We start from the raw sequence: 22,799 nt of genomic DNA on the forward strand, positions 1-22,799 counted from the left end.
CCCTCCTATTCCTCCCACGGCTAAAAGCCGATGGGTTTCCCGGAGTTTTTTATGATCACCGAAAAACTTAAGTTAGACGGGAGAACCTTTGTTCCTGCTGAAAATTTGCCGCTCCCAGAGTGGCCTTGCGTTCTCAGTGAAGGGCCCCAGCTCACGCTCACCATCAAGGATGACGACCTGTTTTTGGTGACTGATATCTTGGGCAACATCAGCGGTTGTTTAACCGATGATATGAACGTCAGCATGGGACTGTTTTGTAACGATACGCGCTTCTTGAGTCGCCTAGAGTTACAAATTGAAGGCAGAACACCTGTACTTCTGAGTAGCACCGCTGATAAAGGGTTTGCCTTGTCAGTGTTGTGTACCAACCCTAGTCTGGATGGCGGCGCAAGGCTAGAGCCACCGGAAAAAGCAGAAGCCCAAGCGTCAGACAAAGAACAGCTAGACCCATCCTTATCTGCGCCTCTACGTGCGGATACCATCGGCATTGCGCGGGAAATGCTCCTCAATGGGGCATTGTTTGAAGAAATTGATGTCTCCAACTACAGCACGCAGGCGGTGAGCTTTGAGCTAAGTCTCAGCTTAGACGCCGATTTTGTCGATTTATTTGAAGTCCGAGGTTATCATCGCGGCAAAAAGGGACAACTTTTACGACAAGTACCGTCGGAAGACGAAATCGCAGCACCAGAAAACCAAGAGCTGACCCTAGCCTATCAGGGGCTAGATGGCTCGTTGATGGAATCTCGCATCCAGTTTGTTGAGCGTCCGCCAGACTATTTCCAAGGCAATACTGCCGTTTGGCGGTTGGAACTTGCCTCCCACGAAACCCAAAAGCTTGCCTATCGGCTACAGCCATTTAGAGATAGTCATCCGAGTTCTAATGTCAAGGCGGCGGCGACACTAGGACAGGCGATGGCGGCTGAGTTAATGGAGCAGCAGCATTGGAGCGAACAAGTCACCAAAATCCGCTCTGACAAAACCATGTTTAACCAGGTGATTGAGCGGGCGGAGCAGGATATTTATCTGTTGCGGCAGTCTTTTAATCAGGGTAGTGTGCTCTCAGCAGGAGTGCCATGGTTTTCTGCCCTCTTTGGGCGCGACTCCATCATTGCCGCGTCGCAAATATTGGTGCTTGACCCCAACGTTGCTCGGCAAACTCTCACGATTCTTGCCCACTATCAAGGCACCAAAGAAGATGAATGGCGCGATGAACAACCGGGCAAAATTTTGCACGAACTGCGCTTTGGGGAAATGGCACGTTGTCAAGAAATTCCCCACACTCCTTACTACGGCACCGTAGATGCTACGCCTCTGTGGTTGATGCTTTATGCCGAATACTTTGCCTGGACTCATGACACTGAAACCCTTGATCTTTTGTGGCAAAATGCCCTCTTGGCGATGGAGTGGATTGACATCAACTGTCAGGAGACGGGCTACCTGAGCTATTACCGCAAATCCAAGCGAGGTTTGGCAAATCAGGGATGGAAAGATTCTGGAGACTGTATTGTCAATCGTAAGGGACAACTCGCCACAGGTGCGATCGCCTTGTGTGAAGTACAGGCCTATGTCTATGCTGCGAAAATGCGCCTCAGCGAGATTGCCCACATCCAAAATCGCCCCGATTTGGAAAACCGCTGGCAAAGGGAGGCAAATGAGCTAAAAACCCGGTTTAACCAGGATTTTTGGATGACAGAGGACAATTATTGTGCTTTAGCTCTGGATGGGGAGGGCAATCAAGTTAATAGCATTACCTCTAATCCAGGTCACTGTCTGCATCTTGGCATCTTTACCCCAGAGAAGGCTTATAGCGTTGCCGAACGGCTCGGTGCGCCGGATATGTTCAACGGCTGGGGGATTCGCACCCTGAGTAGTGCTTCTCCGGCATACAATCCCATGGGTTATCATGTCGGCTCAGTTTGGCCCCACGATAATGCCTTGATTGCGATGGGTTTGCGATCGCTAGGATTAACCGAGCAAGCCTTAGAACTTGCCCAATCCTTGATCGACATGACCCTCAAACAATCCTATCACCGTCCTCCAGAGCTTTTTTGCGGCTACGAACGGAAAAATGACAACGCCCCCGTCACCTACCCCGTCGCCTGCTCCCCTCAGGCTTGGGCAACGGGCAGCATCATCCAGTTATTGCAAATGATGGTGAACTTAGTTCCCGATGCCCGTAATAACTGCCTGCGAATTATCGACCCCGCATTGCCAGAGTCGATTAATCAGCTGTCGTTGCACAACTTACGAGTCGGTTCAACGCTGCTCAGTTTAGAATTTGAGCGCATCGGCAATACAACAGCTTGCCGCGTTGCTAAAAAGCGGGGAAATCTCCGAGTCGTAATCGAAGCCTAAGTATTCAATAATGGCTTTAAGGAATATGGATTAAATAGTGGATTAAAACTTCACCTAAATTCAAAATCTGTAGGGGCATGGGTACTACCATGCCCTGAAGCCGAGAATTGGAAGTTAATCAATCCCTACCCCTAAGTTTCTTCTTGGGTTCCGCTATTGTTATTGGGAGAAGAGTTGTAGAGAGCGTCCAATTGCTCACGAGCATCTTCCACCGTCATAGAACGCATCACAAGCAACGGTTCATTCACAGGGTTTCCTGTGGCATCCAACAGTTCCGGGTGGGGTACACCAGCATAACGGGAGTTATTGGACATACCTGGCGAACGTCCCCAGCCTTGACCTCTGCCTCCTCCATAGGAACGTTGAGAATCTGCACTCAACGTCACCAAACTGCGAATCATATTGGAGATAGCAAAAACTGCCAAGACCGTAAAGGCAACAAGATAAATTAGGTGCAACATAGATTCTTCCTCTAGAAAATTGTCTCTGGGTCAGTTTGTTAAGAACTTTTGAAAAAAAAAGTGGCTTGTATATTACCCGCTTTCTCACCTTATCAAGAGTGGCTGATTATTCACTCAATCCGTAGGCTCAAACAGCTTTTTGCCAATGGGTATAGCTTTATTTCACTTCCCCTCAGCCGTGCCTTCTGCATGCCACCGCATTCCCACCTTGCAGCACTCATTGACCAATTGGTTCCAGGGCATCAGAGTAGAGAGTTCGATTCCGACTTGCCCATCGGTAGCCTGAAACAACATCTGTACGGCGGCGACTTCCTGAGCGACTTCCTTCACCCGTGCCAGTAAATTAGTTTGCTCCTGAGAACTCAAAAAAGGGATATCTTCAGTTTCTAATAAAATGCGGGAGCGCGAAAACCAAAATTGAAAATCTTTTAGGAGCGGCGGCAGCAACGTCTTGAGTAGTTCCTGTTCAGTCGGCTGGGAATGAGACATGAATCAAAAAAGTAAGTAATCTCCTAAATCTTATATTAGCTCCAGTTACAATTTTTAATATTAAACAACATTGATGCAACAACTTCCTGAAGCCCACTACGAAAGCAATCCCGGTATCATAGAAGCAGAACACAGCGATCAATTCTTAATCAATTCTTATTAGTTCAATGGTTCAGCAGCCGAGTGATAGCGCCCCCGTCTTAGAACTCCCCGAACAGTCTGAGAAAGTTTACCTCCCTCGCACTAGCGAGTCAGAAAATCTCCAAAAAATTCGTCACACGACTTCTCACGTCATGGCAATGGCAGTGCAGAAGCTTTTTCCTAAGGCGCAGGTGACTATCGGCCCCTGGATTGAAAACGGCTTTTACTATGACTTCGATAGCCCTCAACCCTTTACGGAGCAGGATCTAAAAGCTATCAAGAAAGAGATGACAAAAATCATCAAACGCCAGCTGCCTGTAATTCGGGAAGAAGTCAGCCGCGAGGAAGCAGAACGTCGAATTCGAGAACTTGAGGAACCTTACAAGCTAGAGATTCTCAACGATATTCAAACTGAACCGATTACGATTTACCACTTGGGCGACCAGTGGTGGGATTTGTGTGGGGGCCCCCATATCGAAAACACCGCAGAGCTAAACCCGAAAGCAATCGACTTGGAAAGCGTTGCCGGGGCTTACTGGCGAGGCGATGCCACTAAAGCGCAGTTGCAGCGAATTTACGGCACCGCTTGGGAAACGCCCGAACAGCTTGCTGAATATAAGCGACGCAAGGAAGAAGCCCTCAAACGCGACCACCGCAAGCTAGGAAAAGAACTAGGACTGTTTATCTTTAGCGATCAAGTGGGGCCTGGATTACCTCTGTGGACGCCCAGAGGAACAGTGCTGCGGAGTCTTCTTGAGGATTTCCTGAAGCAGGAACAGCTAAAGCGCGGCTACTTACCCGTGGTAACGCCCCACATTGCTAGAGTCGATTTGTTCAAAACTTCGGGACACTGGCAGAAGTACCAGCAAGATATGTTCCCGATGATGTCAGAGGATGCTGACTCCGCTGCTCTGGAGCAGGGTTTTGTTCTCAAACCGATGAACTGTCCTTTCCATATCCAGATCTATAAAAATGAGTTGCGGTCTTACCGTGACTTGCCAATGCGTCTGGCAGAATTTGGTACAGTTTACCGCTATGAGCAGTCTGGAGAACTAGGTGGTTTAACCAGGGTACGCGGTTTTACAGTGGATGACTCTCACCTGTTTGTGGCACCAGAACAGTTGGATGAAGAATTCCTGAGTGTTGTGGACTTGATTCTGTCTGTTTTTGGAAGTCTTCAACTTCAGAATTTCAAGGCGCGTCTGAGTTTCCGCGATCCCGCAGATGATAAATATATTGGCTCTGATGAGGCGTGGAACAAGGCAGAAAATGCGATTCGTCGGGCAGTGGAAACGTTAGGGATGGAGCATTTTGAGGGGATTGGTGAAGCCGCTTTTTATGGTCCGAAACTGGACTTTATCTTCCACGATGCTTTAGACCGGGAGTGGCAACTGGGGACGGTTCAGGTAGACTACAACCTGCCAGAACGCTTTGATTTAACCTACGTGGCAGAAGATGGCTCTCGCAAGCGTCCGGTGATGATTCACCGCGCTCCTTTTGGCTCTTTAGAACGGCTAATTGGGATTTTGATTGAAGAGTATGCAGGAGACTTCCCCTTCTGGTTAGCGCCAGTGCAAGCGCGGTTGTTACCTGTGAGCGATGAGCAGTTGCCTTTTGTCAAAGAAGTGGCAATGAAGATGGTAGCCTTGGGCATCCGTGCGGAAGCTGACACCAGTGGCGAACGCCTCGGTAAAGCAATTCGCAATGCTGAGAAAGGGAAAATTCCGGTGATGGCAGTGGTTGGGGCAAAGGAAGTGGAGGCAAATAGCCTCAGCATTCGTACCCGTGCTTCCGGGGAATTGGGAGCAATTCCAGTGGCACAAGTGTTGGAGAAGATGCAACAAGCCAATGCCAACCGCAGCAACTTCTAAAAACTGATAGTTGGCGATTTATGGGGGTGGGCATTGCTCACCCTTCTTTTTAGCTCAGGAAACAATTGCTCCCTACAGCGTCAAGCTTGAATGGTCTTTTGGAAAACAACTCCTAGAAAAAGTGCAATGGGATTACCACGAATCGTTCAGTTGCTGCTTACAGGTGCTAGTTGTGTCAGTTTAGGGTTCGTTGGCTATAGCCAACAACGCCTCCTTAAGGTTCAAGCTATTGAACCCAAATTAGTAGAATCGCCTCAAAGTACGACTCCGACTAGTCGCGCTAGTGCAGATGTCCAAGCTTTGGTTTCCCTGGGGTCACGAGTCGCAGGAACGCCAGTGATGGAGCAGGCGAGTCATTACTTGCTCGAAGAGTATCGTCAGGCGGGATATGTTGCTGAAGTTCAGACCTTCACCTACTCTAAGTTTGAGGACAACGGCTCAACCCTCACGGTTGATGGGAGAACTATTGCGGGTCAAGCGTTGAAGGAAACGCTGGCGGGCAATCTCACGGCCCCGCTTGTGGTGGTGCCGAAGGTCGGGCGAAGAGCTGACTTTGCACAAGTGGATGTCAAAGGAGCGATCGCTATTGTCCAGCGCGGCGAGATTCCGTTTCTCGAAAAGACGAACAATGCAACGGCGGCGGGTGCTGTGGGTTTGATCATTGTCAATAACGACTCCGATAACTTCTCCGGTAGCCTTGGCGATCGCTCCCGCATTCCGGTACTGTCTCTCTCTGGGGAACAAGGCAAGCCTTTACTAGAACGGGCGATGCCAGAGCGGTTGGACGTGACGCTAAACGTGAATGCCTCCGAGCGCGTCGTTACTGGACGCAACATCGTTGCTCATCTTGAAGGCGTGACTCAGCCCAAGGCGATCGTGGGAGCGCATTACGACTCGGTACCTGGTTCTCCGGGAGCCAACGATAACGCTTCTGGTACAGCCGTTATCCTCGATCTGGCTCGGAACTTATCTGGCACAGCCCTTGCCCGTCAAGTTTGGTTCGTTTCCTTCGATGGAGAAGAGGATGGTCTTCACGGCTCCAGGGCGTTCGTCAAGGCTGCCAAGCCGCAATTTCTCTCTGGACTGGAGGGGATGCTGAACTTCGATATGGTCGGCATCAATGACGGTCTGCGCGTTGGGGGGACAGATTCCCTAACGGCACTAGTTCGGGAGACTGAACATCCGATTTCCACCATTGGGGCAACGGGAGGCAGCGATCACATGCCCTTTGAGCAGGCGCAAGTGCCAGTCCTCTTCTTCACCAGAGGGATGGAACCCAACTATCACCAACCTACTGATTTGCAAGTACAGCCTAGGCTGCTTGATGAAACGGTTCAGGTGGGGCTTGATACCGTTAAACAACTACTTAGGGAATAATATCGTTCCTAGTTGAAGGTGTCGTTAAGACTGATCGGTCGTTAGAGCTAATATCATTTCCCTATAGTATGAAGAGGCTACCCATAGAACCACCCTTAATAATAGGGAGCAAGAAAAGTATCTGTAGCCAGCATTTAGAAGCTTGGTACAACCCTAGGAGGTAAGGTTCTAGCAATTGCTATAAATTAATCAGTTTCAGGCAATTTCAGTCAGTTTTTAGTAATAGCTAGCAATGCTCATGGAGCCAAATTAGGTGAGATGCGATCGCCATCTTGTTTGTATAAACTATCTACATCTAGAAAAGATCCTTCTGCGGTAAGAGTTAATCCCTCCATTTGAAGGAGGACAATTGGATTGGACATTTGCAAATCTTAATGGCCTTTCTAGTAGCCTAATGAATCGTCTGTTTCCTAACTCGTCCTTTGGCGTTGATCGCATCCTAGTGGTTGATGATATTCCCGACAACTATTTTCTGCTACAAACGGTTTTAGAAGAAGAAGGCTACCAAGTTGAAGTGGCGGAAAATGGTCGCTGTGCCTTAGATAAGATTGAATCCCACCCACCAGACTTGGTACTCTTAGACGTGATGATGCCAGGAATGAATGGCTTTGAGGTGACGCGGCGCATTCGGCAAAACTCCCAATTACCGTTCATTCCCATCTTGTTAGTCACTGGTTATACCGATGTGACTTCAGCCGAAGGATTTGAAGTGGGAGCTGATGCGTTTATCCACAAGCCGATTGATTTTGATGACTTGCTGAGTCGCATCCGCACAATTTTGCCCCCTAAGGATAAAATTGAGCCGTTGGCTTAATCGCATCAATGGCTGAGCGAGGAGACGTTGACACTCCTACGCTTAACAGCAGGGAATTCTCCAATTGCAATCAAAGGTGAGAGCCTGCGTCAATCTCAACTTTTATTAGCACTGACAACCACTCTAGTCGAAGACGCTCTCAGAGTTCTCAAACTCAAGATGAGGGAGCAATTAGTCGTTGGTTGCTAACCCGATTAAATGACTAACAGACTTTTAAAAGTCGCCTGAAAAGGATTTTTGCAGTTTAGCTTCACAATACTCAAGCATTAGTCCAAATTAATCCTCTGCCTCCGCAGACAGGTCATTACTTCTATCAACAGGTAGATAATCAGGTATAGCAGAGGCTATATTTTATACAACTTCATAGGGTTTTCTCTCAAAGACCTCACCCTTTAGAAGACAGTGGTGGTTGAACAACCAGAGATCAGCAAGTTGCTTGGTGGACTTCGGTAAATGAAGGAGAGACGGGTTGATAACCTGGGTGTTGCACGGCTATAGGATCGGTTGACATGACCTTGACGTTACCTGGATTCACGATTGTCAATTTGCTCAAAGAAGGGGGAAAAGCCCTTCTCTACCGTGGAATCAGAGTTGAAGATCAATGCTCGGTGATCGTCAAAGGGCTACGTCCAGATTGCTGTACGCCCAACAATATTGAGCAACTCAGACATGAGTATGCGATCGCCCAACGACTCAATACTCCAGTGGCGGTTAAAGCCTACGCATTAGAGATGCACCAAGGCGTCCCTTATCTGATTTTGGAGGACTTTGGCGGGCGATCGCTCGACCAGCTTCTAGACCACTTTCGGGAGCCGATGGCGTTTTTGAAAATTGCCATTCAAATCACCAACGCGATCGCCCAAATTCATCGCCATAGCATTGTCCATAAAAACATTAAGCCGCAGAACATCCTAGTTAACCTAGAAACGCACCAAATCAAGATTGGTGATTTTGGGATTGCTGCTTTCATCCCCTACGAACAGCAACTGGTGAGTAGTTCCAGTCAGATTGCAGGGAGTTTGGCTTATCTGTCGCCAGAGCAAACTGGGCGCATGAATCGTGGGATTGACCATCGCAGCGATTTATATTCCTTAGGAATCACCTTCTATGAAATGCTGACGGGTCAGTTACCGTTTCAGGGTAGAGACCCTTTAGAGTGGGTGCATTGTCATATCGCCAAATCGCCGCCACCAGTAACCCATGTCAGACCGGAGATTGGGCGATCGCTTTGTGACATCGTTATGAAACTGCTCTCAAAGATGGCAGAAGATCGATATCAGAGTGCTTTAGGCTTGCAATTTGATCTGGAACAATGCCTACATCAGTTGGAGACAACCGGACAAATTGCCTCTTTCCCTTTAGGTGAACAAGATATCTCAGAGCGGTTTCAGATTCCTCAAAAATTGTATGGGCGAGAGCGAGAAATTGCACAGCTTCTACAAGCATTTGAGCGAGTAGTCAGCCAAGGGACGCCAGAACTTGTGTTTGTCGCGGGTTACTCTGGAATTGGCAAATCTTCCCTCGTAAACGAGCTGCAAAAACCCATCGTTAGAGAACGGGGGATTTTTATCTCTGGCAAATTTGACCAATACAAACAAGATATTCCTTATTCCACCCTCGTTCAAGCTTTTCAGACCGTCGTTCGACAAATTTTAACGGAACCTGAAGAACAACTCGCCACTTGGAGAAAGCAAATCCAAGCGGTATTTGGGAATAATGGCAGACTGATTACCGATGTAATTCCGGAAGTGGAACTCATCGTCGGCGAACAACCTCCTGTACCAGATTTGGGGCCAGCTGAATCACAAAATCGATTCAATTTGGTGTTTCAAAACTTCATTAGTGTCTTTGCTAAACCAGAGCATCCCTTAGCCATATTTCTAGACGATATGCAGTGGTCAGATAGCGCCACTTTGAATTTAATTCAAACCATCGCCACGGGGTCAAACCTCCAGCATATTTGCTTTATTCTGGCTTTTCGGGATAACGAGGTCGAGCTGCTCCATCCCTTTTTAAGGAGAAATCGAATCCGTCCACGTGGGGCAAAAATAACCGATATTGTGCTGGCTCCACTCAATCTCTATCATGTAAATCAACTGATTACTGAAACCCTACATTGTCAGCCGGAACAGTCAGAATCTCTTGCCCAATTAGTCATTCAAAAAACCGATGGCAATCCTTTTTTTGTCAACGAGTTTCTCAAAACCCTGTATCAAGAAAATCTACTGACCTTCGAGCGCCACCATCGCGTCTGGCAATGGGATCAAGCCCAAATTGAAGCCCAAGGCATTACGGATAATATTGTCGATCTGATGATTGGGCGGATGCAAAAACTGCCTACCGCAACTCAACAGGCGCTTAAGTTAGCTTCCTGCATTGGTAATCGCTTTGATTTAGAAGTTCTGGCGATTGTTGGTGAATCTCCTCAGGAAACAGCAAACGCACTTTGGGAAGCCGTTCTGAGAGGATTCATTATCCCCACAGAGGCAACTGAAAACATAGACAAAAGCTATCGCTTTAACCACGACCGCATTCAACAAGCTGCCTATGCCTTGATTGCTGATGAACAGAAGCAAGCGGTACATCTGACAATTGGGCGACTTCTACTCAAAAATGTTAATCCCGATCAACTGGAAGAACAGATTTTTGATCTAGTTAATCAACTCAATCTGGCTGTTGATTTGATTACTGAGCAAACGGAAAAGAATGAATTAATTCGATTAAATCTAATTGCTAGTAAGAAGGCAAAAGCCTCTACCGCTTACCTCCCTGCCAGGAAAATGCTTGCTGTCGCCATGAAGCTTTTGCATGAAAATGCTTGGCTTGAACACTATCAACAAACATTTACTCTATTCAAAGAACGGGCTGAGTGTGAATTTCTGACAGGTAATTTAGAGTTGGCGGAAAAATTATTTAAACTTCTACTTATTAAAGCTCAATTTGATATAGACAAAGTCCATGTTTATATGCTTCAGATCAAACTCTACCAAGTTTTAAGCAGGTATAAGGAGACACTGGCAGTCGGACTAGAAGCTTTAAAAATTTTCGAGGTGACTTTCCCAGATTCAGAGGAGCAAGTGCAAGTTGCGATCGCTATTGAAAACAGCCAGGTATTGATAAATTTAAGAGATAGGAAGGTAGCGGATCTACTTAATGCCCCTACCCTACAAGATCCAAATTTTAAGACACTGATCGCTTTACTCTCAACTCTGGGGCCGCCTGCCTATCTCGCTAGACCCAGTATTTTTCCGCTAATTGTACTCAAAGCAGTCAATTTATCACTGAAATATGGCAATACGGAAGATTCCTGTTTTGCTTACAGTATGTATGCCATGTCGTTGGTTTCCATCTTCCGCGATATTCCTACAGGTTACGCATTTTCCGAGATGTCAATTCAACTGAATGAGAAGTTGAATGACCTAAAACTCAAAGGAACAGTTCTGCACATTCATGGGAATCATATCAATGTTTGGTGTAACCATATTGCTACAAATATTCCTTTTTTAGAACAAGGATTTCTCAGTTGTGTGGAAGCCGGTGATGTGACGATGGCAAACTACAACGGCTATCAAAGCTCCTGGCAGCTTATCCAGATGGGAACTCCACTCCTAGAAACGTACAACTCGATTCAAAAATACGCTCGCTCTGCCCAGCAATTTCAGCAGGAAGCTGTCTACCAGATGATTAGATTGCAGCAGCAGCTACTGCTAAATTTATCCGGTCTAACTCACCACAATTTGACCTTGAGCGACGATAAATTTGATGAATCACGCGCTTTTTCCATCCTTAGGGATGCAGAGTTTTTTAGTGGAATTATCTTTTATCACATCATCAAATTAATTGTATTTTTCACCTATGGACAATACGAGGAGGCGCTGAGTTCTGCGTTGCAAGTGGAAATGCAGATACTGGCAACGCTGGCACTACCAATCGAAACCGATTGTGTTTTGTATTACTCACTGACCTTGGCGGCGCTTTATCCAACCGCCTCTTGTGAAGAACAGGAAGGGTTTTTACAAACCTTGAAAATGCATCAGTACCAATTGCAGAATTGGGCAAACCACTGTCCTGCTAACTTCTTACATAAGTCTCAATTAGTGGCGGCACAGATAGCTCAGATTCAGGGTCGGGAGATGGAAGCAATGCGCCTGTATGAGCAGTCGATTCGCTGTGCCCGTGAGCAGGGATTTGTGCATTATGAAGCCTTGGCGTATGAGTTAGCCGCTAAGTTTTATTTAGAGCGGGAGTTTGAAGCGATCGCTAAAACCTATCTGCAAGAGGCAAGGAATGCCTATCGGCGTTGGGAGGCGTTCGGCAAAGTTAAGCAGCTTGAGGAGCACTATCCGCTTTTATTGCCGCAACCGTTGTCACCATCGCCTGTCTCCAGCGAAACGTTTTTAAGCACGGGGGAGCAACTCGACTTTTTATCAGTTGTTAAGGCATCTCAATCCATCTCCAGTGAAATTGTCTTGTCTCGGTTGTTGGAGACATTGATGCAGATTGCCCTTGAGCAAGCAGGAGCCGAACTGGGTTATTTGTTGCTCGATCACGATCAAAACTTGGTAATAGAAGTCGAAGCAAGAATAAATCCCCAAGCGGAAAAACTTAATGTTTCGCGACCTAAGTCGGTAGGTGAAATTGCATTGCCTCAGTCAATACTGAATTATGTGCAGCGCACTCAAGAAATTGTGATTTTGTCCAATGCTACTGAGCAAAATCTATTTTTGGAAGATGAGTATGTGATCCAAAAGCAACCAAAGTCTGTACTTTGTTTGCCGATCACCCGTCAGTCAAACTTGCTGGGAATTTTATATTTAGAAAATAACTTCATCCCCAACGCTTTTACCCATGACAAGCTTTCTGTGCTAGAGATTTTGGCAGTTCAAATTGCCATTTCCCTGGAAAATGCTCGTCTTTATCAAGGGCTAGAAGACAGCCAAGAACAACTTAACCTGGCATTGAAGTCTGCCCAAATCGGTATTTGGAGTTGGGATATTCTCAACGATCACTTTGACTGGGATGAGCAGGTTTATCAACTCTTTGGAGTCACATCAGGAACGTTTATCGGCCATTCAGAAGCCGTATTGGTTCGCGTGCATCCAGATGACCGCGAATTGCTCGCCCAATCTTTGAGCAGAGCGATTAACGAAGGCGTAGAACACGATCTGGAATATCGACTTATTCGGGATGATGGCAGCATCCGCTACGCGGCTTGCCGGGGAAGAGCCTCTTTCAACGCAGAGGGCAAAGCGACTCGCATGAGTGGTGTTGTACTCGATATCACAGAGCGCAAACAAGCGGAAGAATCTCTGCTGATTTCTGACGCCGCCTTACAGCAAATGCCTGATGCTGTTCTGTTAACTGATCTGGAGGGTAATATTCAACGATGGCTGGGCAATGCGGAGCAAATTTTCGGCTATACCGCCTCCGAAGCGATCGCCAAACCTGTGAATTTCTTATATCACCCTGACATTGCAGAAACGATGACCGCCCAAATCATCCAGTCGATTCAGCAAACCGGAGGATTTTGCAGCGAAATTCCCTGTGTGAGAAAAGACGGGTCAAACGTGTTGATTGAAACAACATCGAAGATTGTTTACGACAAAACGGGTAAGCCCCTGTTTTTAGTGGGTATCAACAAAGATATTACTGAACGCAAACAGGCGGAAGCGGAACGTACCCAACTGTACGCCGAGCAAACCGCCCGTCTAGAAGCAGAAGCCGATCGGCGGCGAGCCGCGTTTTTGGCTCAAGTCAGTGCCACCCTCGCCTCTTCCCTGGATTATGAAAGCACCCTTTCCAGCGTGGCAAACCTGGTTGTGCCCTACTTCGCCGACTGGTGCAGCGTTGACCTCCTGCAAGACAATCAATCGATTCATCGGGTCGCCGTTGCCCATCGAGATCCGGAGAAAGTGAAACTCGCCTGGGAACTCCATCAGCGCTATCCTAGACCGTTGGATGCTCCGGAAGGTGTGCCGAAAGTGCTGCGTACCGGACAAACAGAAATGTGGGCAGAAATTCCAGATGCGATCCTGGCAGAAGCGGTCAAAGATTCAGAACATCTGCAAATTCTGCGGGAACTGGGTTTAAAGTCCTGTATTATCTCACCGTTGATGGCACGGGGACGAATTCTCGGTGCGATTACGTTTGTCACAGCTGAATCCGCCCATTGTTTTAGCACCGCCGACCTCTCACTGGCGGAAGATATTGCTCATCGAGCAGCGATCGCCATCGACAATGCCCGCCTCTATCGGGAAGCGCAGCAGGCGCAACAAACGGCGGAGCGAGCAGCCCAGCGAATTGCCCGTCTCCAGTCGATCACCGCTGCCCTTTCAGAATCCCTCACACCCGCCCAAGTGTCTGAAGTCATCGTCGAACAGGGCATGGCGGCTTTGGGTGCAAACTATGCTCTGGTGGCATTGCTCAATGAAAGGGGTACGGAACTGGAAATTGTGCGAGCGGTTGGCTATGAAGGGAATCAAACCGATGGCTGGCAACGTTTTTCTATCGATGCAGCCGTCCCTCTAGCAGAAGCGGTACGGACTAGACAACCTATTTGGGGTGAAACGTCAGGAAAACGAGCCGCTCGTTACCCTCATCTGGCTGAAGCCTATGCTCGATTTAATTTCGAGACTTGGATTTCTATCCCGCTAATAGTAGAGAATCGGGCAGTGGGAGGACTGTCTATGGGCTTCACGGAGCCGCAACAGCTCAATCAGGATGACCAAGCTTTTATTTTGGCGTTGGCGCAACAATGCGCCCAAGCGATCGCCCGTTCCCATCTCTACGAAGCCGAACGAACCGCGCGAAGTGCGGCGGAAGCGGCAAACCGGATCAAAGATGAATTTTTAGCCGTTCTCTCCCACGAACTGAGAACGCCGCTTAACCCGATTTTGGGTTGGGCAAAGCTGCTGCGGAGCCGCAAGTTCGATCCGGCAACAAGCGATCGCGCCTTAGAAACCATTGAGCGCAACGCTAAGTTACAAACCCAATTAATTGAAGATCTGCTCGATGTCTCTCGCATTCTTCAGGGTAAGCTGAGTCTCAAAGTTTGCCCCGTTGACTTGGTATCGACGATTAAAGCTGCCATCGAAACGGTGCGGCTATCAGCCGAAGCCAAGTCTATCCAGATTCAGGCAATCCTCGAACCTGGCATCGGGCAGGTTTCCGGTGATGCCAATCGATTGCAGCAAGTCGTTTGGAATCTGCTTGCCAACGCCGTTAAGTTTACTCCCCCTGGGGGACAGGTAGAGATTACCTTAGAGCAGGTCGGCACCCAAGCTCACATCACCGTCACCGACACAGGTAAGGGGATTGTACCGGAGTTTTTACCCTATGTGTTTGATTATTTCCGTCAGGCAGATGGTAGCACCACACGCACCTTTGGGGGATTGGGTCTAGGACTGGCAATCGTCCACCATCTCGTAGAACTTCATGGTGGCACCGTTAGCGCCTCTAGTCTGGGTGAAGGACAAGGTGCAACCTTCCTCATCAAGCTTCCCTGTTTGCCAAATGAGCGAGAAAGGCACTCAGATGAAGAAGACAACTTGTCACGGCTGAATTTTCACTCCTTACCCCTGTCTGGCTTACAAATTCTTGTGGTGGATGATGATGCAGATATGCGAGAGTTTTTGTGCTTTATGTTGGAGCAATATGGCGCAACTGTGACTTCTGTCGCCTCAGCAAGGGAAGCGCTGACTACACTAAGACAATCCCCGCCAAATGTCGTCATCAGTGATATTGGTATGCCAGAAATGGATGGTTATATGCTGATGCGACAGGTGAGGAGTCTCAAACCAGAGCAAGGAGGAAATATTCCCGCGATCGCTTTGAGTGCCTATGCTGCCGAGATTGATTACCAACTAGCGATCGCCGCAGGATTTCAACAGCACATTTCTAAGCCTGTAGAGCCAGAGAAATTGGTGGATGCGATCGCCTTATTAATTAACGAAAAAAAGCAATGATATGCACAACCTCCCCTGTCATGCAACTTGCTCAGAACTTTCACCGAATATCTTCATAAAACTGCTTCAGATACGCAGGCGAAGCACCGACTCCCCACAAAAAACCGATGTATAAATAAATCAACGTTGCCTTCCAAGTTCCCCACTTAGCAACGCGACGGTCAGAACTTTGCACAACGCGATTGATCTGGCGAATCCGTCCCTGTCGCACCAGCTTCAAGCAAAGGTCGGCTTCCTCCAAAATTGGCAAAGCGGCATCAAATCCGCCGCACTTCCAGAAATCTTGGCGACGACAAAACATCACCTGGTCGCCAAACAGCAAGCGCAATCCTTTGAAAAACAAATAAGGATGAAAGATTAACGGCGCGTAGTAAGTTTTCAGATAGTTGTGCAAAGACACTCCCCAACGTGTTGTCTCAGCACCAGCCATCAGAGAAATAAAGCCCCCGCAGCTAACGGTTTGATCTGCCAACGTCTCCTCAATTACCGCTACCAAATCATCCGGTACAGTGGTATCCGCATGTAGAAAACAGAGAATATCCCCAGCCGCGACTTCTGCACCTTGGTTCATCTGTACTGCTCTGCCCCGTGGTGAGTGGGTGAGCACATAGGTAGTATCTGTAGACTGAGTCAGCGTCTGGCAAAGACGATCAGCTAGCGTTACCGTCTCGTCTTCGCTACCTCCATCCACCACCAACACTTCCCACGCTGGGGGAGTAAGTAGGCTGAGTTGGCGCAAAGTACGTTCTAAACACCGTCCTTCGTTGAGTGTGGGAATAACAATTGAGAGGCGAACCATTAGTACAGGAAGGTTGAGGGAAAAACTGTAGTAGCACTTCAGAAACCCAGAGGATAATCCCTGGCGCTTTACGGGTAAACAGGTAGCCTCTGACAAAAAAATTCCGGTGGTAACACCGGAAACAGAAGGCAAAACACCCTTAGACTGCAACAGGTGTTTGTTGCTTTTGTGCCAATTCCAAAAGACGACGAATGCGTTCTTCTGTCGGCGGATGGGTGCGGAACAGTGTTTGCAAGCCTTCTTTGGAAAGGGGATTGACAATCAATAACGGTGAAAGTGATGGGTTGCCATTCATGGGGATTTTATGACCCATTTCTTCCAGCTTTTCTAGCGCACTTGCTAGGGCGGTGGGGTTGCCAGTAATTTGTGCTGAACCAATGTCCGCAGAGTATTCGCGGGTACGAGAAATCGCCATTTGAATCAGTGCTGCGGAAAGGGGAGCAAGAATGATCAAGAATAAGATCCCTAAGGGGTTTGAAGCTTGACGGCGATCGCGGGTAACGGGGCCATATAGCGCCCCAAAGGTCAGAATGCGCCCTAGGTAGGTAACCGCCCCTGCCAATGTCCCCGCAACGGCTTGAGTGAGGGTATCGCGGTTGCGGATGTGGGTTAATTCGTGGGCGAGTACGCCCTCTAATTCTTCGCGGGAAAGCAAATCCATAATGCCTGTGGTTACGGCTATGGCTGCATGGTTTGGGTCGCGTCCTGTCGCAAAGGCGTTAGGAGATTGCGTTGGTACGACAAATAACGTCGGCATGGGAATTTCGGCTTTTTTGCTCAACGAAGCTACCATGTCGTAGAGTTCAGGCGATTGTTCGCGGGGAAGGGGTTGAGCGTGGTAGGAGGCGAGGGCGATTTTGTCGGAGGAATACCAGGAACCAAAACTGGTAATCGCGGCTAAGACAAAACCGATAATCAGTCCCTGTTCGTTACCGATCAAGTAATATCCAGCCAAAACCAAAAGACCACTCAAGAGTCCAAGTAAGGTTGCTGTCTTTAATTGATTGATGCCCAGCATAAATTTTTTACCAATTATTGATGACAATTTTCTGTATTGTTATCAAGTTCTCAGATCCCCCTAGTTCTCTGTCTCTATCCTGTGAGCGATATTTTTCTCTGACCGCTGGCAGGAATGCGATCGCCATCAAGAAACATGTTGAGGGAGTCAGATTCTTTACCAAGCATTCTTTATCTCAATCATCAATGAAGTTAGCTTTTATTTTCGGGTGAAAATTGCCAGGATTTAAAGCGAAATCATTAATGATATATACCCGCGAAACGACAAACTTCAGTACAAATAAATAACCCTAGCCAATTGAATCGACTAGGGTTTAAAAAATACTAAGTATTTACGACTCTAGAAAGAGCGGAAAATAAAAACTCCAACAATAAAGGACACAACGATAGCTTTCAAAAGATTGTTGAAAAGCTGCCCTAACTCTGGGTTAGAACCTAGTAATAGATCGTTGCGACCAGCGGTAAAAAATAAAGACCAAGCTTGGTTAGTAGCAATCGGTGCAAAGTTGTTGAAGTCACTTCTAAAAACAGCAGGCAGACAAACGTAGCGGTTGGCAATGTCAAAGTCAGTTTTCATAGCAATTCTCCTGTGTTTGTAAACTTGCATTGATTGAGACAAAGAATGGTCTAGCTGACACCGAATGCCGTCAATAACAGCAGACATAGAAGTAAGACAGCTACTCCGCCTTGAAGGGCATAGCGACGTTGCTGCTCAATGCTGGGATACTCTGCGGGGTACATAGCGGATTCAACGGCGTAGTTGTTGAGGATGCCTCGGTCGTTGGTGGTGTATCTCATATCGTTTACCTTTTGTAACCTTATGTAAATCAATGTAACGAATTATTTACACATTGTCAACAAACTCCATTTTTTTGCTATGAGGCTTAGTTGGGTCAGCAATAAGCACGGTTTAACAGCGGGTTACATTTGCCTTTGCCCCTACCTCAACTTGGACTTCTCAAGCGGATAGTGATCAGTGGCGGTTGCAGACCATTCCCACATGGAACCCGCGTAGTTTTTGACGTTGGTAAAGCCTAAATCTGCTAGCACCGCTAGGAAGAACCCGGAGCGAACGCCACCCGTACAGTAAGTAGCAACGGGCGTATGGGTTTCTATTCCGGCAGCTTTGAGGGTTTCCAGGATTTGTTCCCGTGGTAGTAAGTACCCCGAATTATCTAATAACGTTCTGAAGTAAAAAGGGACAGCACGGGGAATGTGTCCGCCTCTTTTTTCTCCGTAAATCGTCAAGCCAGCATATTCGCAAGGGGAGCGGGTATCTATAACTTTGAAGGCTGAGTTGGAGAGTTGCGCTTGGAGTTCATCGCGTTGAATTTCCCAAAAACGCGATCGCTTCACGGTAAAATCTCCCGGAGTTGGCTGTGTCAGTTCCCAGACAATCGGTACGCCCACTTGCATCAAGGCTGGATAGCCGCCATCAACAAACGCCGCCCGAGAGTGTCCCAGCGTCCGCAGCATCCACACAATCCGCCCCTCTTCCCCAAAATCTCGCGCCGGATTCCCCGCAACAATCACGGGTTTATCGTTGCAAATCCCCAGAGAACGCAGCTTTTGGGCTAAAACCTCTACATCATCAATTAATTTGCCCTGATTAGGGAATTTTTTCTGAGAAAATCGCTGCCAATTTACCTGCACTGCACCAGGAACATGTCCTAGCAACCACAGCACCGGATTGCGAACATCCAGAACAGTTGCTCCCTGTTCGATCAGTCGCTTTGCTAGTTCTGCACTCACTACCCAGCGATTTTGGAGGAACGGATTTGAGTTAACGTTAGTCCCCATAGTGAGTTCTGGCTCTTATGATAAAGACAGTGCGAGTATCTTCGATAATCTCGTAAAGAATTCGATCTTTCCTATTTAATCTATAAGAATAATGAAAATAAAACTTAGTTTTGAGCCAATTGCAAAAAATGAATTTAACTTGTAATCCTGATGTCAATTCACTCTTTTTTGCAAAGATATAAAAGTACTAAAAACTTTAGCCAAAAATTTGTTCCATTGTCAAAACATCACCCTTCTGATACTGTTCTTTAGCTTCTGTAACATCGGTCAATAATTCAGGGTCTTGTAGTAAACTAGCCGTTTCAATCCAAGCATCTAACTCTTCTTGGCTAATCAATACCATTTTTTTATCTTCCTGAGTAATTACAACTCCTCCTGGCTCAGTACTAGCAAGTTCTATGACTTCGTTGAAGTTATTCTTAGCGTACTCTGCTGTAACTTGATGCATAATTTTATTCAATCCAAATTAAAAGCTTGCTTAACTGAAAATTACCAGGTCTATTCGTATCTACTTTTCATTATTACTCAATGTCTGTGATGTGGTTTCAACCAAGGATTTTTTATGATGTTGATGCGATCTGCGATCGCCCGTTCGTCTGCTGTAGTGAGGTGTTAGCTGCTATGTGCCCATAGATTGGCAAAACGTTCGGCAGACCAACCGACAAGGTCTGATACTTGCCCATCACCAATTTCGACAACTCGCATGACTCCATCCTTACGCTCCACTACATCCACAGAGAAAAACTTACTGTGAATCCTCTTAGCGCACTCGCTAACAACGTCTGGAATTTCCTCGCTCAAAGAAGCAGCAAATGGTTTATTTCGCAAAACAAAGTAACGCTTCTCAGATTCTGCAATGAAGTCTTCAACTCGTCGCACACAGATACCCCCCTCAATTGTTCCTCGGAACCTCTGCATCTCAGCAATAACTATTCCGATATCTGATGGCTTATTGACGATTGCACCGACTGAGGTTTTGAGAGACTTAACATAATCTTTGATGAAGAACTGTTCCCAGCCTAATGCCTTCAACTTGCTTTCCAAGTCATCATCAACGAAGTAGAACTGGGTTTCTGGGGTTAAATCGGCAACTAGAGGATACCAGTTTGGAAGATAGTGCGTAGCTAAGTACTCAGCTTGAGGTGTAAAGGCATAAGCACCTGCTCTCTCTATGGCACTAACCAACAATGCATAGTCAGAAGGGGAAAGCATCCAACCTCTGTAGACTACATCTAAATCTGGAGGAAGAACCGGACTAATTTTCGGTGAACTAGCTCCCAGCGATTCTAAAGAGATGACAGCGGTATCAAATCCCGCATTGTGCAGAGATGCAACCTGGTCAAGGTACATCTCATCTACCTTTTTGGAATTGAAATAATCGCTGGGAAATAGGAATATCACGGAACTACCGAGCTGACTGCACCAATTTTAACCCCGATTAACCTTAACGAGATTGTCTCTTCTCTCTCTGTGTCCTCTATGGTTCCTTAAATCTCACCCATTAAATTAGGGTGGTTGTATCAGTAATTAATGCTCTGCGAGCCATATCAAGGAGTGCGAATTCCGGACTGTACGCGCCAGAGGCTGGCATAAATTCCCTCTCGATCGAGCAATTCTTCGTGACGTCCCTGCTCTACCAATTTACCTTGCTCCATCACATAAATGCAGTCGGCATTGCGAACGGTAGAGAGACGATGAGCGATCGCAATCGTGGTGCGATTCTGAATAATCCGCTCTAGCGATCGCTGAATTGCCGCTTCTGTCTCATTGTCCACCGCTGATGTGGCTTCATCGAGAATCAGAATCGGGGGATTTTTGAGAATAGCACGAGCGATCGCTAACCTTTGCTTTTGCCCGCCTGATAATTTCTGCCCCCGTTCCCCAACCAGCGTGTCGTAACCTTGGGGAAGTTGCCGGATAAAGTCATGAGCTTCGGCAATTTCTGCGGCGGCGATTACTTCCGGGAGGGTGGCGTCAAAGCTGCCGTAGGCAATGTTCTCCCTAACCGTACCGTGGAATAAAAAGACATCTTGGCTGACTAAGCCAATGGCTCGACGCAAATCCTGTAGCTTGATGTTTTGCAGTTCGATGCCATCAAGGGTTATAGCACCCCCTTGTACTTCGTATAGCCTTAATAATAACTTGACTAAAGTGCTTTTCCCTGAACCCGTGGCACCGACAATGGCGATCGTTTTCCCCGCCGGAATATGCAGTGAGAGATGCTTGATAATCGAGTCGCGTCCGTTGTAGGCAAAGGTGACATCCCGCAACTCCAGCTCACCCCGCACCAAGCTAACCGGAAGCGACTTGTCTCCAGAATGAATAGCAATCGGTGTATCGAGTAAATTCATGACGCGATTTGTTGATGCCATTGCCCGTTGGTACTGATCGAGGGTTTCTCCCAAGCGGGTTAAAGGCCAAAGTAAGCGCTGCGTCAGAAATACCAATACACTGTAAGTCCCAACCGCCAGTCTTCCGGCGATCACCTCCAATCCGCCGTAGAACAAAATCCCTGTGAAGCCAAATAAAATGACGATGCGAATCAACGGCACAAACGCCGCACTAAATTTAATCGCCCGACGGTTACTCTGGCTGTAAGCCTCGCTTTCCACTTCAATCCGTTTGATTTCGTAGTCTTCGGCGGTGAAGCTTTTAATTGTCGTGATGCCAGATAGATTATTTGCTAGTTGTCCGTTTAGGAGACTGACTTTCTCGCGAACTTCTGCGTAACGTGGCGCAAGCAGACGCTGAAAAGCAATCGAACCCCAAAGGATAAACGGCATTGGCAGCACCGCCATCCAAGCAACGCTGGGAGCAAGAATAAAGAACGTTGTACCAATGACGATCGCTGTTGTAGTTACCTGAATAATGTCATTGGCTCCCACATCCAAAAAACGCTCTAGCTGGTTGATGTCATCGTTGAGAATGGACATCAAGCCGCCCGTGCTGCGTTCTTCAAAAAACTCTTGTTCTAGGGATTGCAAATGGCTATAAGCATCCAGACGTAACTCGTGCTGAATCGTCTGCGCCAGGTTCCGCCAAAGCCGCGCGTAGGCATACTGAAAAATAGACTCTAAGCCCCAAGTAATTAAGGTGAGGAAGGAAAGGATCAACAGTTGCTGGGTGACATCGGTGACGCCAAACTGAGCAATTAGGGAATCTTGTTGATTGACGACGACATCTACCGCCGCACCAATTAACGCTGGGGGCGCGAGGTCAAAGATTTTGTTGAGAATTGAACAGGCGATCGCCTGCCACATGTGGGTACGATGGTTGCGTCCGTAGTACATCAGGCGCTTCAAGGGTGGCGCTGATTTGGGCAGAGTTTTCTGCGTTGGGGAACGACGCGATCGCGCTTTATTCTGATTCACCGGGTTTTTTATACTGGTATTGCCTCGCTTAATTCCTCAGAATCAGCCTAGACCTGGCTTTGAGTAGTTTAATTCTAGAGCTTGAGAGAAGAAGCGATCGTCTCTTCTCCTTTCTTTTGGGGGAGTTTTGAAGGGGCGATCGCATTCTTTGGCGACTAACAACGCTCGTCCGGGGTAATGCGGGAATTGGAATTTGCTGGAGAGCGATCGCGTAGCGTTCCGTAGGGAATCGCTTTGAGAATAAGCAGAAGGGCGAACGCAGAGGTACGCCCCGACTGTAAACTTTAGAGGATTTCAGCTTCGTGTTTTAGCGATCGCGCTAATCTTACGACTTAACTGG

16 protein-coding genes are annotated in these 22,799 nt (G+C 47.4%); 5 read left to right on the forward strand and 11 right to left on the reverse strand.

Annotated features, from left to right (window positions below):
* Positions 1-51 precede the first annotated feature (51 nt).
* Positions 52-2,355 carry an amylo-alpha-1,6-glucosidase gene (locus tag AC5JR3_RS01565; protein WP_495842363.1) on the forward strand — a complete coding sequence of 768 codons (2,304 nt, stop codon included), beginning with the start codon at positions 52-54 and terminating at the stop codon, positions 2,353-2,355.
* 131 nt (positions 2,356-2,486) lie between these two features.
* Here AC5JR3_RS01565 and AC5JR3_RS01570 read toward each other — a convergent pair whose 3' ends face one another.
* Together AC5JR3_RS01570 and AC5JR3_RS01575 are read right to left on the reverse strand one after the other, a co-directional pair.
* Complete coding sequence (locus AC5JR3_RS01570) at positions 2,487-2,816, reverse strand: DUF2973 domain-containing protein (RefSeq protein ID WP_495842365.1); 330 nt, start codon at positions 2,814-2,816, stop codon at positions 2,487-2,489.
* A 162-nt stretch (positions 2,817-2,978) separates the two neighbouring features.
* Positions 2,979-3,305 carry a DUF2605 domain-containing protein gene (locus tag AC5JR3_RS01575; protein ID WP_495842367.1) on the reverse strand — a complete coding sequence of 109 codons (327 nt, stop codon included), beginning with the start codon at positions 3,303-3,305 and terminating at the stop codon, positions 2,979-2,981.
* Between the two features lie 167 nt (positions 3,306-3,472).
* Here AC5JR3_RS01575 and thrS point away from each other — a divergent pair, with 167 nt between their 5' ends.
* Both thrS and AC5JR3_RS01585 read left to right on the forward strand, forming a co-directional pair.
* Complete coding sequence (gene thrS / locus AC5JR3_RS01580) at positions 3,473-5,317, forward strand: threonine--tRNA ligase (RefSeq protein ID WP_495842369.1); 1,845 nt, start codon at positions 3,473-3,475, stop codon at positions 5,315-5,317.
* 126 nt (positions 5,318-5,443) lie between these two features.
* Positions 5,444-6,694 carry a M28 family peptidase gene (locus AC5JR3_RS01585; protein WP_495842371.1) on the forward strand — a complete coding sequence of 417 codons (1,251 nt, stop codon included), beginning with the start codon at positions 5,444-5,446 and terminating at the stop codon, positions 6,692-6,694.
* 236 nt (positions 6,695-6,930) lie between these two features.
* On the opposite strand, the gene AC5JR3_RS01590 is transcribed toward AC5JR3_RS01585, so the two are convergent.
* Positions 6,931-7,056, reverse strand: coding sequence for a hypothetical protein (locus tag AC5JR3_RS01590; RefSeq protein WP_495842372.1), 126 nt, complete (start codon positions 7,054-7,056; stop codon positions 6,931-6,933).
* A 32-nt stretch (positions 7,057-7,088) separates the two neighbouring features.
* Between AC5JR3_RS01590 and AC5JR3_RS01595 the strand changes: the two genes are divergently transcribed.
* Positions 7,089-7,508 carry a response regulator gene (locus AC5JR3_RS01595; protein ID WP_495842374.1) on the forward strand — a complete coding sequence of 140 codons (420 nt, stop codon included), beginning with the start codon at positions 7,089-7,091 and terminating at the stop codon, positions 7,506-7,508.
* A 509-nt stretch (positions 7,509-8,017) separates the two neighbouring features.
* Positions 8,018-15,472 carry an AAA family ATPase gene (locus AC5JR3_RS01600; protein ID WP_495842376.1) on the forward strand — a complete coding sequence of 2,485 codons (7,455 nt, stop codon included), beginning with the start codon at positions 8,018-8,020 and terminating at the stop codon, positions 15,470-15,472.
* Positions 15,473-15,512: 40 nt separating this feature from the next.
* Here AC5JR3_RS01600 and AC5JR3_RS01605 read toward each other — a convergent pair whose 3' ends face one another.
* The 8 genes from AC5JR3_RS01605 to AC5JR3_RS01640 all read right to left on the reverse strand — a co-directional run bounded on the left by AC5JR3_RS01605 (position 15,513) and on the right by AC5JR3_RS01640 (position 22,378).
* Positions 15,513-16,271 carry a TIGR04283 family arsenosugar biosynthesis glycosyltransferase gene (locus tag AC5JR3_RS01605; RefSeq protein ID WP_495842472.1) on the reverse strand — a complete coding sequence of 253 codons (759 nt, stop codon included), beginning with the start codon at positions 16,269-16,271 and terminating at the stop codon, positions 15,513-15,515.
* A 139-nt stretch (positions 16,272-16,410) separates the two neighbouring features.
* The gene (locus tag AC5JR3_RS01610) at positions 16,411-17,289 is read right to left on the reverse strand and encodes a M48 family metalloprotease (RefSeq protein ID WP_495842378.1); all 879 of its coding nucleotides are present in this window, start codon (positions 17,287-17,289) and stop codon (positions 16,411-16,413) included.
* Between the two features lie 339 nt (positions 17,290-17,628).
* Complete coding sequence (locus AC5JR3_RS01615; protein WP_495842379.1) at positions 17,629-17,865, reverse strand: hypothetical protein; 237 nt, start codon at positions 17,863-17,865, stop codon at positions 17,629-17,631.
* Positions 17,866-17,915: 50 nt separating this feature from the next.
* Complete coding sequence (psb34, locus tag AC5JR3_RS01620; RefSeq protein ID WP_495842380.1) at positions 17,916-18,086, reverse strand: photosystem II assembly protein Psb34; 171 nt, start codon at positions 18,084-18,086, stop codon at positions 17,916-17,918.
* Between the two features lie 141 nt (positions 18,087-18,227).
* Positions 18,228-19,088: a sulfurtransferase gene (locus tag AC5JR3_RS01625; protein WP_495842382.1), complete on the reverse strand. Its 861-nt coding sequence runs from the start codon at positions 19,086-19,088 to the stop codon at positions 18,228-18,230.
* A 196-nt stretch (positions 19,089-19,284) separates the two neighbouring features.
* Positions 19,285-19,536, reverse strand: coding sequence for a type II toxin-antitoxin system Phd/YefM family antitoxin (locus tag AC5JR3_RS01630; protein ID WP_495842384.1), 252 nt, complete (start codon positions 19,534-19,536; stop codon positions 19,285-19,287).
* 164 nt (positions 19,537-19,700) lie between these two features.
* Entirely contained in the window at positions 19,701-20,438 is a 738-nt protein-coding gene (locus AC5JR3_RS01635; protein WP_495842385.1) for an ATP-grasp domain-containing protein, read from the reverse strand.
* Between the two features lie 197 nt (positions 20,439-20,635).
* On the reverse strand, positions 20,636-22,378 hold the full coding sequence (locus AC5JR3_RS01640; RefSeq protein ID WP_495842474.1) for an ABC transporter ATP-binding protein: 1,743 nt from the start codon (positions 22,376-22,378) through the stop codon (positions 20,636-20,638).
* Positions 22,379-22,799 lie beyond the last annotated feature (421 nt).

The organism is Kastovskya adunca (assembly GCF_059505785.1).

What these genes read in the sequence shown, in the direction of transcription:
- AC5JR3_RS01595 (WP_495842374.1), top strand. Translation starts at nt 7,089, where the DNA reads ATGAATCGTCTGTTTCCTAACTCGTCCTTTGGCGTTGATCGCATCCTA.
- AC5JR3_RS01565 (WP_495842363.1), top strand. Translation starts at nt 52, where the DNA reads ATGATCACCGAAAAACTTAAGTTAGACGGGAGAACCTTTGTTCCTGCT.
- thrS (WP_495842369.1), top strand. Translation starts at nt 3,473, where the DNA reads ATGGTTCAGCAGCCGAGTGATAGCGCCCCCGTCTTAGAACTCCCCGAA.
- AC5JR3_RS01600 (WP_495842376.1), top strand. Translation starts at nt 8,018, where the DNA reads ATGACCTTGACGTTACCTGGATTCACGATTGTCAATTTGCTCAAAGAA.
- psb34 (WP_495842380.1), bottom strand. Translation starts at nt 18,086, where the DNA reads ATGAGATACACCACCAACGACCGAGGCATCCTCAACAACTACGCCGTT.
- AC5JR3_RS01630 (WP_495842384.1), bottom strand. Translation starts at nt 19,536, where the DNA reads ATGCATCAAGTTACAGCAGAGTACGCTAAGAATAACTTCAACGAAGTC.
- AC5JR3_RS01640 (WP_495842474.1), bottom strand. Translation starts at nt 22,378, where the DNA reads ATGTACTACGGACGCAACCATCGTACCCACATGTGGCAGGCGATCGCC.
- AC5JR3_RS01635 (WP_495842385.1), bottom strand. Translation starts at nt 20,438, where the DNA reads ATGTACCTTGACCAGGTTGCATCTCTGCACAATGCGGGATTTGATACC.
- AC5JR3_RS01570 (WP_495842365.1), bottom strand. Translation starts at nt 2,816, where the DNA reads ATGTTGCACCTAATTTATCTTGTTGCCTTTACGGTCTTGGCAGTTTTT.
- AC5JR3_RS01585 (WP_495842371.1), top strand. Translation starts at nt 5,444, where the DNA reads ATGGGATTACCACGAATCGTTCAGTTGCTGCTTACAGGTGCTAGTTGT.
- AC5JR3_RS01615 (WP_495842379.1), bottom strand. Translation starts at nt 17,865, where the DNA reads ATGAAAACTGACTTTGACATTGCCAACCGCTACGTTTGTCTGCCTGCT.
- AC5JR3_RS01610 (WP_495842378.1), bottom strand. Translation starts at nt 17,289, where the DNA reads ATGCTGGGCATCAATCAATTAAAGACAGCAACCTTACTTGGACTCTTG.
- AC5JR3_RS01605 (WP_495842472.1), bottom strand. Translation starts at nt 16,271, where the DNA reads ATGGTTCGCCTCTCAATTGTTATTCCCACACTCAACGAAGGACGGTGT.
- AC5JR3_RS01625 (WP_495842382.1), bottom strand. Translation starts at nt 19,088, where the DNA reads ATGGGGACTAACGTTAACTCAAATCCGTTCCTCCAAAATCGCTGGGTA.
- AC5JR3_RS01575 (WP_495842367.1), bottom strand. Translation starts at nt 3,305, where the DNA reads ATGTCTCATTCCCAGCCGACTGAACAGGAACTACTCAAGACGTTGCTG.
- AC5JR3_RS01590 (WP_495842372.1), bottom strand. Translation starts at nt 7,056, where the DNA reads ATGTCCAATCCAATTGTCCTCCTTCAAATGGAGGGATTAACTCTTACC.